Annotated in this window: 13 protein-coding genes and 1 riboswitch; of the genes, 2 read left to right on the top strand and 11 right to left on the bottom strand. The window is 38.3% G+C overall.

Annotated features, from left to right (window positions below):
* The 7 genes from CSV77_RS16240 to CSV77_RS16205 form a co-directional block, all read right to left on the bottom strand.
* On the bottom strand, window positions 1–368 hold a 368-nt coding region (locus CSV77_RS16240; RefSeq protein ID WP_144034690.1), incomplete at its 3' end, for a Rieske 2Fe-2S domain-containing protein.
* A 42-nt stretch (window positions 369–410) separates the two neighbouring features.
* A complete protein-coding gene (locus CSV77_RS16235; protein WP_099674208.1) occupies window positions 411–896 on the bottom strand; it encodes a flavin reductase family protein in 486 nt (161 codons plus the stop codon).
* 18 nt (window positions 897–914) lie between these two features.
* Window positions 915–2,801 carry a XylR N-terminal domain-containing protein gene (locus CSV77_RS16230; RefSeq protein WP_158232093.1) on the bottom strand — a complete coding sequence of 629 codons (1,887 nt, stop codon included), beginning with the start codon at window positions 2,799–2,801 and terminating at the stop codon, window positions 915–917.
* Window positions 2,791–3,135, bottom strand: a complete 345-nt coding sequence (locus CSV77_RS16225) for a hypothetical protein (RefSeq protein WP_099632609.1) — start codon at window positions 3,133–3,135, stop codon at window positions 2,791–2,793. The genes CSV77_RS16230 and CSV77_RS16225 overlap by 11 nt, the downstream gene beginning before the upstream one ends.
* A gap of 404 nt (window positions 3,136–3,539) precedes the next feature.
* Window positions 3,540–4,325: a dioxygenase family protein gene (locus CSV77_RS16220; protein WP_099674206.1), complete on the bottom strand. Its 786-nt coding sequence runs from the start codon at window positions 4,323–4,325 to the stop codon at window positions 3,540–3,542.
* A gap of 564 nt (window positions 4,326–4,889) precedes the next feature.
* Window positions 4,890–5,429, bottom strand: a complete 540-nt coding sequence (msrA, locus tag CSV77_RS16210) for a peptide-methionine (S)-S-oxide reductase MsrA (protein ID WP_099674204.1) — start codon at window positions 5,427–5,429, stop codon at window positions 4,890–4,892.
* Window positions 5,430–5,557: 128 nt separating this feature from the next.
* A complete protein-coding gene (locus CSV77_RS16205) occupies window positions 5,558–6,808 on the bottom strand; it encodes an MFS transporter (protein WP_099632612.1) in 1,251 nt (416 codons plus the stop codon).
* Window positions 6,809–6,928: 120 nt separating this feature from the next.
* Window positions 6,929–7,019, bottom strand: a riboswitch (SAM riboswitch).
* Between the two features lie 331 nt (window positions 7,020–7,350).
* On the opposite strand from CSV77_RS16205, the gene CSV77_RS16200 reads away from it, so the two are divergent.
* Window positions 7,351–9,387, top strand: a complete 2,037-nt coding sequence (locus CSV77_RS16200; RefSeq protein WP_099674203.1) for a molybdopterin oxidoreductase family protein — start codon at window positions 7,351–7,353, stop codon at window positions 9,385–9,387.
* A gap of 519 nt (window positions 9,388–9,906) precedes the next feature.
* Window positions 9,907–10,542 (top strand): 2OG-Fe(II) oxygenase, encoded by a 636-nt coding sequence (locus tag CSV77_RS16195; protein ID WP_099674202.1) that lies wholly within the window; start codon window positions 9,907–9,909, stop codon window positions 10,540–10,542.
* A 501-nt stretch (window positions 10,543–11,043) separates the two neighbouring features.
* Here the strand turns inward: CSV77_RS16195 and CSV77_RS16190 are convergent.
* From CSV77_RS16190 to CSV77_RS17325, 4 genes are all read right to left on the bottom strand, one after another.
* Window positions 11,044–12,606, bottom strand: coding sequence for a sodium/solute symporter (locus CSV77_RS16190; RefSeq protein WP_233212289.1), 1,563 nt, complete (start codon window positions 12,604–12,606; stop codon window positions 11,044–11,046).
* On the bottom strand, window positions 12,606–13,049 hold the full coding sequence (locus CSV77_RS17205) for a hypothetical protein (protein ID WP_233212288.1): 444 nt from the start codon (window positions 13,047–13,049) through the stop codon (window positions 12,606–12,608). Before CSV77_RS17205 ends, CSV77_RS16190 begins: the two co-directional genes overlap by 1 nt.
* A gap of 204 nt (window positions 13,050–13,253) precedes the next feature.
* Window positions 13,254–13,469 carry a hypothetical protein gene (locus tag CSV77_RS16180; protein ID WP_099674200.1) on the bottom strand — a complete coding sequence of 72 codons (216 nt, stop codon included), beginning with the start codon at window positions 13,467–13,469 and terminating at the stop codon, window positions 13,254–13,256.
* Window positions 13,470–14,140: 671 nt separating this feature from the next.
* Window positions 14,141–14,356 carry a KGG domain-containing protein gene (locus CSV77_RS17325; protein WP_369802786.1) on the bottom strand — a complete coding sequence of 72 codons (216 nt, stop codon included), beginning with the start codon at window positions 14,354–14,356 and terminating at the stop codon, window positions 14,141–14,143.
* Window positions 14,357–14,401 lie beyond the last annotated feature (45 nt).

The raw sequence follows: 14,401 nt of genomic DNA, 5'->3' as shown, positions 1-14,401 counted from the left end.
GGATAGCTTTTTAATTGAACTGATTCCCTAAATTTCCCATCCGTTGGCTCTGACGGAATCTCCGTGCACTCCCCGTCTGTATTGAACTTCCAGCCATGATACATACACCTTAGGCCACAGTCGTCATTAATTCCATAATATAGTGAGGTCCCACGGTGCGGACAGCGCTCATCAACTAGGCCTACTTTTCCTTCCGTATCGCGAAATGCGACCAAGTCCTCCCCCAACAATTTCACGCGTTGCGGCTTCCCATCACTAACTAACTCCTCTGTTTGAAGGGCCGGAATCCAATATCTCCTGAATACATCGCCCATCGGTGTGCCTGCATCGGTCTGAGTCAGTAACTGATTATCTTCTGGCGTTAACATAACTATAAATCCCCCTTATTTATTAACATTCTATATTTACTATTATGCCAATTCTGCTTGCATAACCTGTTCGATTTTCCCACGGAAGAAGAGTAAAGGCTCAGCTTGGTCATCGTAGGTAGCGCTTTTCACATGACCTGTCACAATATAATGGTCTCCACCTTCAATAACCTCTGCTACATCACATTCAATCGTAGCCAAATTTCCATTCAATAAAGGAACATTGTCTGTGGATAATGTATAGGATGCGCCAGCAAACTTATCCTCAGTTCTTTTTGCAAAACGCCAGCAATCTTCTTCCTGTTCTTTTTGAAGAATGTTAATTGCGAATGGTATACCTTTCTTTAATGTTTTCAAACTACCTGATTTCTTATCGATACAAACCAACACTAGTGGTGGATCTAATGATACAGATGAAAATGCATTTGCCGTTAATCCAATTTGCTCACCTTCGTCTGTAGTCGTTGTTATTACTGTCACTCCCGTTGCAAAATGTCCAAGTGTATTTCTAAATTCTCGTGGATCCATAATTATTCCTCCTTTAATTTAAATAGGTTTTATCTTTCCAAGTAACAAGTAAATTTGAAGTGCCATTTGAATTTCAAAACGACTATTAGAATTTGAAAGTTCAATTGAAAGTAATTCCTCAATCTTTAGTATTCTATATCTCATACCACTAATTGAAATAGACATCTCACGTGCTGTTTTATGCAAATTAAATTCATTTTGCGTGTAGTAAAATAGTGTTTCTAATAGCTCAGAATTCTTTTTTCTATCATAATTAAGTATTTCTTGTAACTTTCCATTTGCAAATGACTCTAATTCTTCTGGTTCTCTTGCATTTAAGAATAACGTTAAGTTGCCTAATTCACTTGATAAAATTACTCCTGACTCCCGCGAGCGAAACTTTGCTAGTTCTACAGCTTTCTTAGCTTCCTTCGATCTACTATTAAAATCAGTGAGGTTTTCAGTTGTATCACTTATTCCGATACAAATTTGTTTGTCTTGATCATCGAATTCTTTTAGTAGTCGTTCACCAAAATCTTGTATGGTCGTTTTTTCATCATATAGAAATTGTTTAGGCACAATTGTTTGTATAGCATTTAGTTTAGTTAGGACTGGGGTATTATAACTGTATTTATTTTCACCTTGAAATAAGTTTGTCAGTTGTCTTCTAATTTTCAAAAAATCATAATTTGTATTAATATCTTCCTTTATTGTCCGATCATTTATTTCAATGTAAATAATGTAATGGGGTTGCTTTAGATCATAACCGAGATAAGAAAACCGATTATAAATTTCCATAACATCTGCACTTTTCTCATTAAGTAATTGCTCAAGTAGTTCACCCTTGAGTCTTTGTTCTGTTTCAATAGCAACACGTTGGTTTTGCATATACAAAGCAACCACTACAGCCACTCGTTCTAGTAAATCTTTATGATAACTATCACTTTTCTGATTTAAAGCTATTGTAATAAATCCATAAACTTCATTTTCAAGCAAGATTGGTGCTGTTAATAACTTAAATGTTTTATCTTTAAGATCCGTTTCAACAAATTCTGGTATGTTTTCATTACTCTTGTTCCAGAAATTACTTGCTGACATATTTCTCTCCATACCGGGATTATCTCCACTTTTACCAATCACTTCATAATTCATATTTTCAATTATGACTTCACAATGTAAGCTTTTCCCTAGTAGTTCGGCAAATTCTTTAAATCCGCCTCCTTGAAGCATTACTTTTGTTAAATTACGACTTAAGGAGTAACCCGTTTCAAGTCTTTCCTTCTGGCGTTCAATTTGCTGATACATCTGATCAAGTTCCCCAGACATATCTTCATCTTCATAGTAGAGTAGCTCTTCAGAGATTTCATCTCCCCATTCTTCTACTGTTTTTCCGGTATAGCTACAGTGATCATCACCTTTTCCTTTACATTTTATTTCTTTAAAGACTATTTGCTTTCCTAAACATTCGCTTGTATAACCACTTGCGTAACCAATTAGGAAGTAGCAAATGGGTTCCACATGCTTCGGAAAGTATTCTAAGTGTTGTTTGACTTCTGAGGAATCAATCCAGTATCCAGAAACATTAAATTGTCCCTTCTCCATATCTACATTGAAATCTTCAGGATAAGATAAAGACCGGCCTGTTAAATTATGCATTTTAGAACCCGCAAGCAGCCATTCAAGGTCATCATTCCATTTAATCTTTTCTTTCAAAATGCGTGCTTCGTGCATCCCGGATCGGTAAGCATATCTTAAAATAAATCTTTTAGCTCTTTGAATTCCTAACGCATTGATTAAATCTGTTCGTAGCACTGCCCATGCATCCATACTTGTTAGAGAAAAATTTAAGTCTTGTAGTCTTTTGCCTGGCTTTGTTGAAATAGTGAGCAAATCATTAAGTGTAAGTTCACTTGCTTTAAGCGTCATAGGAATCACCTTCATAACATAGCTCAGGTAAATGTCTTTCTGCAAAACTAGAAAGACTTTCCGTCACACCGTTTTTTCCAAATTGTAAAAAATGTTTTTTTTCATTGTAGAATCCATGTAGAAGCAAGTAACGCAAATAGTGATCCATTGCTTTACGTCGTGAAACAATATCCTTCATTCCATAGTCAAAAAGCCAACTGTCGATAACATTAAATATACCCCGATTTATAAAATAACTTTTTGCACACCAATCAAAAAAACGTCTGTCAGGTAAATGAAAAAGATCTTCCATTTCCTCTTTTGTAGAGACAATATTCATTTCTATTGCAAACATATTTGACACCCCTTTTTATTTACTATCCTGGAAACGGATCTTGCATAAAAGGTAGAGATCACTTCCTCTTATGCAAATATATTCATCTTCATATTTCCGTCCAATACAACTATTATGTCGAAAGAAGGCTATGTTTCTCTTTATGTTCTTTCTCAAACATTACCTAAATATAAAGCCGTATCGCTAATAGATTCTAATACTTCATTATACCATCTCATGATAGCGCTTTCAAAGGGTGGCAAATACTTTTAACACTACACTTGTAAATTCATGATACGTTCGTTTGACACTTTAGAACAATCTTATTTCAGGGTTGAATAACTAGTTTTCTTAGATATTTTAGTATCTAAAATATTTATTCTGAGTCCAATAAAAGATACACGATCACTGTATGTTAGCTGCTATTATTGTTCTTTACGCATGACAAAGTTTAAAGCAGCCTCATAATGGTCACCTTTATTTTCGAACTTTGTTAGAAGATCCAAACGAACGCCGTCTGCCACGTCATCTTCAAGCCATTTGTCATCGTCTGGGAATACTTGGGTAATTAGCGTTTCGTGACCTTCCGCTTCAAACATTAAGTGTAGATGCGCAGGACGCATTGGTTGTTTATCCGCATATTCCAAGAACTCTCCTGTAGGACCGTTTGTTGGAATGGGATAAGGGGTTGGTAGAATAGTTTTCACTTCAAAGTTTCCATTTTCATCCGTATAGAAGTGACCTCTTAGATTATATTTTGGCGCAACTGAGTCAAATGCAGAGTAAGTAGCATCTGAATCATTTTGCCACATTTCAACTTTGACATTGCCAAGTGCTTCGCCATCAACATTGCTTACATTCCCTTTGAAATACAATACATCCCCTGCTTCATTAGGTCGTTGCGTCAACACAATTGGTTTTTCACCTTCTGCTTTGAGCAATGGAGTTCCTTCAATAAAATAAGGCCCTAAAAGTGATGGTTGTGTACCAGGCATCTCAGTATACATTGCACGCAACACATGTGTCTCTAGGAATACATCTGCAAATAGGGGTAGTTCTCCAGTACGCCCTAAACGATCTGCCCAGTTCACGAAGTTTGTATATTCTTCATGATTAAGTTCTGCTTCTTCCAGAAATGCTTGGATATGTTTAATGAATAAGTCAAATACTTCTACAACGCGATCATTTTTTTTAACAGCTTCTTTTTGCATAATTAAATTCCCCCTAATTAGTTGTTATACTAACATTTTCACTTAGCCTTAACAAAATACTATCTTACTGTTATAAGTTCGTGAAAAGTTAGAATATTTAATCTACACTTTCATCTTATTCCAATGGAAAACCGAAATCAATATACTTTTAGGACTGACTATATCCGATTATTAGATCTATTAGTACTAATTCTTGCTTTTTAATTAACGTCATCCAGTAGACATTATCAATACAGATTAATAATAGTACTAAATCAGTTTTAGGTTTCATATAGGTCAAAAAAAGATAAAAGGCAATTACTAAAAAGTATCTGCTTGAGACATACATTGTTGTTTCCATAAATACTTACTCCAAAAATGGATTGCTAACAATCTTCTATGCTGTATATTTTATTTAATTAGATAATATAAGAAAGGAACTTAATAAAGGGAAGACTTCTTCACTAAGGAGTAAAAAGTAGTTATCGTGCTTATTAAAAGATACTGTTGTACGAATATCACTTATTAATCCCCCATTTCAAAAAAAGGACGAGCGTTCTATGAATACGCTCGTCCTTCTTACCATTATGGTGATTTACTCCAGTGCTCAATGATGAATTCATTGCGCCCTGAACGTGCACGGTTATCTTTGTAATGTTCTTGTTCTTTTATATAATAATCTTGATGGTATTCTTCTGCCCGATAGAATGTTTCTGCGGGGCGGATGGGTGTAACGATAGGTTTTGTGAAAATACCACTTGCAGCTAGGTCAGCTTTTGATTTTTTGGCGGCTTCCCGTTGTGCCTCTGTGTAATAAAAGATAGCGGTAGTGTACGATGAGCCGCGATCGTGAAATTGACCTTCTGCGTCTGTCGGATCAATTTGTTGCCAGTATACTTCAAGCAACTTCTCATATGGGAATAAGGCAGGATCAAATGTGATTTCAACGACTTCCACATGACCGGATGTACCTTTTTTCACGTCGTCATACGTTGGATTATCCAGATGTCCGCCCATATATCCTGACACGACGTCTTGGACACCTGGCCATTCTTTAAACGGTTTCACCATGCACCAAAAACATCCTCCAGCAAATGCAGCCTTTTCAACATTTTGTTCAACCATTGACAACATCTCCTTTTTTATGAAAGCGCGTGCCCAAATCCACTTGTCTAGTAGAGGCGTACACAACCTGTTTGTGATTTAAAAGTCCTTCTTATACTATATCATTGACCGCCTATTCGATGGTAGTTTCACGAGGTTACTAGCAAAGCTTTCTCCTGCATTTTTCTACTTTCTTCTTCCGGTATACGAATGAATTTTACAATGATTGCACTCACTAAGTAGAGACCACTGAAAATCCACACGACCCCTTCCGCTCCAACAAGCCCGATAAACGTTAAGGCGATCGCTGGTGCTACGAATGTTGATAAACCCGCGGAAAAATTCAACACGGACATTGCCGCGCCTTTATCTTCACCCGCCACAGAAGGTACCAATGCACCGATCGGAACGTAGCCCGCTACCAAACCACCCCAAATGAAACCGACAATGCTTGTCGCAACAATGCTACCATTTGTAATCACCGGTATATAGAACAGAAGTGGCGTGAATATTGCACATCCGACTCCACCAAACCAAATGATCGTGTTTTTCCAACCGAATTTGTCTCCAATGAAGCCGAACACTAAATTAAAGATAATATTTCCTAAGAAAAATGTTCCCCATAATTGCAGCCAAGCAGTTGTTTCAATGCCATGTTGTGCCATATGCATGGGTAGGAAAACTGGGAATCCATAAACACTTAAGCTATTGATAACGCGGACAACCCCACCCGCAGCAACTCTCGGGTTTGATTTTAAAATGGTAATACCTTTCAATAATTCTTTGACTGCTTCTTTTTTGTTCGCTAGTTTTTTCTTTTCAAACTTGTCTTTATTGATAACTAAAGCTAAAACCGCACCTAGACTTACCCAGAAAATAGATGTCCACATTGTATTGATGTAACCGAGATATTGGATCGCAACACTTGAATACCACGCACCAAGAACCATCATTCCCGCACAAAATACAAACCAGAACCAACCAACAGCAGAACTCAATTTATTTTGCGGTGTCTTATAAATGACCCATGTCAAGAAAGAATAAGCAAATAACGGATAACCAAAACCTTTAATGAAATAAGTTAAAAGCATGATCGGGTAATTCATCGTAGAGAAACCGTATGTAATAAACCCTGCCGTACCGATAATATAGACGGCTAATCCGATGGCCATTGTACGTTTCGGTCCAAAAACATCTACACAGACGCCTGAAAACCAAGATGACAGTGCGATCGAGATTCCATATACTGTGAATATAGCAGCCGATTGCTGAATCGTTAATCCGCTTTCAATTAAGAATGGGCTTAACCAACCAGCTTCAATTCCATCTCCCATCATAAACAACATCACACCAAAAAAGCCCCAACCTAAGTTTTTCGTGATTCCAATTCTCTCCAACACATCAGTGCCCTCCATTCATATCCGTTTTGTAATGTCTTTACAAAACAAAAAAACTTTCTGTAAAAAAACAGAAAGAGTCGTTGGTATTCATCGCTAGCGCAATATAAATATGCATTCCTCTTTCTATCTTTCAAGCTACGCTTGCTGGATTTGGCACAATTATGTTGCCGAAGTTTCATAGGGCCAGTCCCTCAACTTCTCTCGATAGAAAAATAATATGAAATTAGTAGAATATAATAAAAACAGACCTAATGAACTCACTGTACAGAATATTTAATTTTAAGTCAACCAGTTATTGAAACTTTCTAAATATACTGCCATAGTATGATATACTAATTAGCAAAATCATTTGTTTATATCAAATCTATAAGTGAGCGCTTTTCACTAAAATTGGGATAACCCGAATTCATTCTTTTGGGATGCGCATCCCTTTAGAATAACGGAATTTCAAAATTGTTAATCACTATTTGATTTAGGTACTTTAGCAATGTAAGGATTTCATATTATATTTAAATATTATTCCCGTAGAAAGGACTTGTATAATGCAATCGTATATTGATGTAGAAAATGGTATCGTCCCCTCGGTTTGTTCTCTGGATTGTCCAGACCAATGTGGACTGTTGATTCATAAAGAAGATGGTAAAATCATTAAAATTGAAGGTGATCCCGAACATCCAATCACAAAAGGAAGTATTTGCAACAAAGTTCGGCATATGGCTGAACGGATTTACGATCAAAATCGGATTACTACTCCATTGAAACGTATTGGGGAAAAAGGCGATGGGCAATTCGTTCCAATCAGTTGGCAAGAAGCCATTACAACTATTACAAATGAGTGGAAAAAATTAATTTCTGAAGAAGGGCCAGAATCAATTCTTCCCTATAGTTTCTATGCAAATATGGGGAAACTTAGTTCTAAAGGGATGGATCGCCGTTTCTTCAACCGCCTGGGTTCGAGCCAACTGGACCGAACCATTTGTTCAGTCGCTGGTGAAGCCGGCTACAATTACACGATGGGTGGGCGTTATGGAACGGATCCGGAAGAGATGAAGGATACGAAACTATTTGTTTTTTGGGGCATCAATGCCGTCAGTACGAATATGCACCAAATTATGATTGCGCAAAAAGCGAAAAAGAGCGGCGCTAAAGTTATCGTCATTGACGTCCATAAAAACCAAACTGGGCGCATGGCTGACTGGTTCATTCCCATTCTTCCGGGAACTGACGGAGCGCTTGCACTCGGAATTATGCATATTCTTTATAAAGAAAAGCTAGTCAATCAAGCATTTTTGGAGCAGTATACAATCGGCCATGAAGCGCTCGGTGAACATGTAAAATACTACGATCCCCAAATGGTTTCCACCATCACAGGCGTGCCGGAGAAAGATATCTATGAACTAGCACGGATGTATGGGACTGTCTCCCCTTCCATGATTCGCATTGGCAATGGGTTGCAGCATCATGATAATGGCGGCATGATAGTCCGGACTATCTCTTGCTTGCCTGCATTGACAGGGCAGTGGGAATTAAAAGGCGGCGGGGCGGTTAAATCAAATTCGGACTATTTGACACATAATATCGCCGCACTAGAACGTCCTGAACTTCAGGAGAAACCAACGCGTAAATTCAATATGAATTTGTTGGGACAAGTATTACTGGAGGAACAACAGCCGGTTCGCTCTTTGTATGTCTATAATAGCAACCCCGCTGTTGTCGCACCAGATGCCAATAAAGTACAGGAAGGCTTGGCGCGTAAGGACTTGTTTACAGTGGTTCATGATTTGTTCTTGACAGACACTGCGTTGTTTGCCGATATTGTTCTACCGGCGACATCCGCATTTGAAAACACGGACTTCTATACGTCTTTCTGGCATCACTATATTCATTTGCAAGAACCAGTCATTGAAACCTATGGAGAGAGTAAATCCAACCCTGATGTTTTTAGATTGTTAGCGCAAGCTATGGGCTTTGATGAGCAACCTTTCTTAGATGATGATGCCGAAATGATCAACCAAGCGTTAAGCAATTTGTCCAACCCTCATTTATCCGAAGTGTCGTTTGCCGCATTAAAGGATAAACGCTTTATGAAAGCGAGCGATACATGCAATCCATTGAACCATTTAAAAACGCCGAGCGGAAAAATTGAATTGTATTCAGAACAAATGAAATCGGCAGGATTACCGGCTCTTCCTACGTATATTCCGATTATTCAAGACTCGGATTATCCATTACTGTATGTACCTGCAATTAACCATAATTTTATGAATACCATTTTTTCAAACAATGAAAAACATCTTAAACTTGAAAAAGAACCTACCTTGTTTATGAATCATCACGATGCGAAAGAGCGGGGAATCGAGGACAAAGCGACCGTTCGTATTTGGAACGAGCGCGGAGAATGTGAATTTATTGTCTCTGTCGGCGAACAAGTACTGCCGGGAGTTGTTGTCAGTCAAGGAATTTGGGGAAATAATTCAGATCAAAAACGCCTTGTGAACGCCTTAACGCCGGATCGAATTGCCGACATGGGCGGTGGAGCTACGTTTTTCTCAGGGCGTGTTGAAGTCGAAAATTTATAACTAGACAAAACAGCTCAGAATTCCTGCCGCATTAATGGAAGCCTCCTCTTGACTAAAACAGGAGGCTCAACTTGTTCTTACACTGATTTAACAATGCCCGATTATTGGATGCGCATTTCATAGAATTTGACGTTTTGCCGTTTCATCGATTGGATTGTTATCGATATCATTTGTCTCCTATAATTCACAACTAGATAACCCAGGATACCTTTCAATTACTTTACACTCCGGGAAAAGATTCGACGATTGTATAAAAGCTCATATGTATCTTCATTTGCTAATTTGTCATCTAAACAGGGATTTAATTAATTAAAATAGCTTGTAAAAAACAGTTATATATTACTACCTATTTGACTATATTCAAAGTTTACGTCAGTCAAGATAGCATGCTAAAATATATTGAATTTTATTCCAAAGAGGAAGTGTGAAACTTAAGAGAAGTCCGATATTGGCTATACCATCATCACGTTACACTGTATTTGATTTAAAGAAATCAAACTAGTAAAGAGGTGTTTTAAGTTGATAGCGGAAAATAAAGAACAAACTATATTTAATCATTTAGGAAAGAGAATCATAACGGACCGTGACATTGAAATCATTGCAAAAGTCGAAGAACCATTAGTCGTCGTCTTAGGCAATATGTTGAGTGACGAAGAATGTGATGAACTGATCCGGCTCTCGACAGACAAGATGAAACGATCCAAAATTGGCACAGCCCATGCGGAAAGCGAGATTAGAACAAGCAGCAGTATGTTTCTAGAAGAACGGGACAACCCGATTGTTATGAAAATCGAAAAACGGATTGAAGCAGTTATGAACATTCCTATCGAACACGGCGAAAGACTCCAGATTCTTCATTATCTGCCAGGACAGCAATATAAAGCGCACCATGACTTCTTCTCAGCGGCTAGCAATGTTACCAACAATCGAATCAGCACGCTCGTCATGTACTTGAACGATGTCGAACAAGGTGGCGAAACGTTCTTCCCCCATCTAAAACTGTCCGTCGCGCCCCAAAAAGGAATGGCCGTTTATTTCGAGTATTTCTACAGCGATCCGTTGTTGAACGACTTGACGTTGCACGGCGGCGCACCGATAGAAAGCGGAGAGAAATTTGTAGCGACGCAGTGGATGAGGAAGCAGAGGGTACGGTGAGGAACTTGGTTAAAGTTGATTAGTCAGTGCCTATACAAAGAATTTCCCCAATACTCTGAACGGTGACTGTATTTATAAATTTTCCTATTGCAAAAGCGGTCGGCTGCTATTATGAGCTGAACGCTTTTTTGATTCAAGATATCTATTGAATGAATAGAACGTGCAATTTTCAGCACTTCTGTTAATGAGGACACGCATTATTGTATTTTACACATGAAAGCATAAAAAACGCCAACCCCTAAAAGTTAGGAGTTGACGCTTTTTAATTAGGACAGCTGTCTTACATCATGTCGCACATGTATTACCCTTGAAAACATGTAGAAATGGAGGTTAAAAATCCTATTCAATCAACGTTTACAATTTTTAAGGCAAAAGGATATATAAATTTACCCTTAAATATGAACAAGTATTTATACAACATTACGATTAAAACGGGCAACATTTTTCGATTCTGGAGTAAGTCCTTTTTCCGATCCCCCAACATATGATCTACGTTATGACTTATACAGATTCTTCGCTTGAATGAACTTTCCGCATAAAGGCATTCACATCTGCTGGTACTTTACCGTCTAGTAAGGAAACAATATACACTGTTAAGAAGCCAACTGGCACGGTAATGATACCTGGCACTCTAAATTGTAAAGCCTCAGGTAAAATGGATGAAAAGAAAATCATAAACATAGAAACTACAAAACCAACAATCAGCCCCGCAATTGCCCCCTTCTCAGTAATCCCACGCCACCAAATGCCTAATACGAAAATAGGTGCAAATGTGCTTGCTCCAACTGTAAAGGCGAGCGCGACAAGATGGCCAATGGAGGCATCTTTAACGAATAAACCGAGAACTCCATAAAAAACACCAAGAAAAACAATCGCTAATTTTGCAGCGACTACTCGATTTTTTTCTGTTAATTCCTTTTTCGTGAATTTTGCATATAAATCGTGAGCAATTGCTCCTGAACTTGCAATAAATAATCCAGATAGATTTGAAAAAACCGCGGCAAACGCACCGGCAATTACAAATCCAAGCAACCATTTACCGCCTAAAGCCGTTGCAATAGATGGTATCACCATATTATCCCCACCGGTAATCAGGTTCTGCATGACTTCAGGACTGGCATTTCCACTTAAATAGATGGCTCTTCCGACAACGCCAAGGTAAATGGCACAGGCGAAAAATAAACTGGCGATCCCAATCGCTAACACTGCCGACTTTCGGGCAGACTTAGCATCTGGATTTGTGTAAAAACGCAGTAAAATATGCGGAAGCCCAAGTGTACCTAGTGAAAGCCCGATTAACATAGATGCAGAGTGCCAAAAGTTTGGATTGAATGCACCAGTTTTTGACCATGTTTCTCCGTTAAATACGACATCTTTTCCATCCGTCGTATATGCGCCCGTGTTCAGTACCGTACCACTAAATTCACTGATTACGGATAGAATTCTCTCGTAATGGAAACCTCCATAAATAGCGGCAGCTACCATGACGATAAAGGCTATGAAACGAATCCAAAGCTCCAACGCTTGGTTAATGGTTGTTCCCTTCATTCCACCAATTCCAACGTAGAATATCATGACAACACTTGTAAAGATGATGCCAAATTCATAGGACGTTCCAAAAAACATGCTCAAAATTTGTGCAGCGCCGAGTAACTGGGTTGCTGCATAAAATCCTGAAATAGCAAGCACTACAATTACAGCAACAATTCTAGCTCTTTTACTATGAAAACGATAAGCAACAAAGTCTGCAACTGTGAAAGCACCGAATCGGCGTAAAGGTCCCGCTATGAAAAGTGCCAAAAGCGTTAAACCAATTGTAAAGCTAAAGGTATAAAATGCCCCATCATAACCGATCGCAAAGGTAAGTCCTGCTAGCCCTAAAAACGTTGCAGCACTTAGATAGTCCCCGCCAATCGCTGAACCATTTGTAAACCATCCGAAATTACGGCCGCCTACAAAGAAGTCACTGGCACTTTCATTTCTTTTTGATAAATACGTAATATAGACAATCGTCCCCAATAATAAGAACGTAAAGAGGTATTTTGGATCTAATAACGCTTGCATCACAGCAACGTCTCCTCCTTACTTTCTAAAAAACTTGCTTGTACACTTGATGTTGCCCCCTTTGTCTTCACTTGGCTTGTTTGTTCACTTACCATGTTCTCTTTCTTCTCCATACGGCTCATTTCTAGACTTTTTCTTTCCCATCTTTCATAAAGCTTCGTGTGTAGATAAGCAATAATAAATGCCATTGCCATCGCGACAATTGTCGTCAAAAACCAGCTGTAAGACATTCCCCCAAACATCTTTGCAAAGGCCCAATCTGGTCTAAACCAGTTGATTGCTGGAACAGAAAAAATAAATATAAAGTAAACAATTGCCAATGATAATCCAGTGGATAATTCGGTTCTAATGCTATAACTTGTTTTCTTATCCAACTTAGATAGCTTTTTTATATCAATCGTTTCACATGGCTCGTCTGTCATGACATATTTTTTCTCTTCCAATTGTATACACCCCTTCATTTTACAAAACTTATCAATGAACTTAGTTTGGTGCAAAACAGCATGAATACTAGCTGGTTAGTTATTTTTGTCAACAAGAAAACTCTTTGTATCAAAAGAGTTTAAAATTGTTGGATCTTTGCATCTATTTCTCTAGATGATTTTCTCGATAATGCTCGCATTCCAAAAGCTTGCATACAAACTACTTTATGATTTATCGACGCATAAAGTAATCCATTCCCCCAAAACCTTAGATACTTCTAAATCAACCCTCCCTTTGAATTCAATTCCAAAGATCATAGCATCTCCTTTAACTAAAGTGCTATTAGCTCCGTTGCCAGTATATGATAACTTTTCCTGAAAAATTAACCGTCGCATTAATTTTTTCAGTCCCTTACTTCCACCCTTTTCTGTACTAGTCATTCCGATTTCCTTTTCGTTCCATACTGTTCATCCACTTAAGGTAGTCAATATTTTCCGATTATATGGACTGCTTTAATTCTAGTCAAGTCATTTTTTAATTAATCATAATCAATTTCCTCTGAACTACTCCCACTTTCACTACGTTTAAAACGAAGAGATTCTTAAGAACACCTGCGTTACCGCCAGTTATGGATTAGGCGATATTCGATTCCCTTTAATAGGGGCATCGCGACTTTTCCATCATTCATTATTTTTCTCGACGCCCCATTTCGGGTCTTGCGCTATCTCAGTGCGTAACTTTTTTAGCGGAAATTCCAGATGATTCTAAACATTTTTCCCATAAAGAGTAGGGCTCGCTTCCCTATCACCTGTTCGATGAGCCATTGTCCACGCTCTTCCCTGATATAATTCCCGGATGCCAAATAGGTTCTGTTTTCGTTCAATGGTCAAAGGCGTTTCTTCCAGTCTTTTGGGTGTTTTAGTCGACTACCAGTATACGAGACTAAGGGAGGTACTTTTTTTATATACCTTTAACCCATTGGTAGAAAAGGGGTTGGAATTATGAAATTCATTCAAGTAAATAAACAAAAAACCACGTAACGATTGTCCTATTGACAATCGTTACGTGGGATTTGTTCTGCAAGTCATACGCGGTTAATTATTTTCATTCTTTAATTATTACTTTTATTTGAAGATGCTTCTCCGCCTTTACGGCCTGCTTCTTCCTTGCTCATCTTCCCATTGTTGTTATTGTTGCTGTTGCTGTTATTTTCACTTTGTTCAGCGCGGGCTTCTCCGCCTTTTCTACCGATTTCTTCGTAGAATTCCTTGTCGTGATTTCTGGAGGTAGCCTCGCCGCCTTTACGTCCTGCCTCTTCCACGGTCATACTGCCATCGTTTTGATTTCGTTCGTTTTGATCGTTCTTAGCCAT

It is taken from the genome of Sporosarcina sp. P16b (genome assembly GCF_002743065.1).
Classification (GTDB): domain Bacteria; phylum Bacillota; class Bacilli; order Bacillales_A; family Planococcaceae; genus Sporosarcina.
Note: the sequence above shows the minus strand (reverse complement) of the source record. Positions and strands in the feature narration are given on the sequence as shown.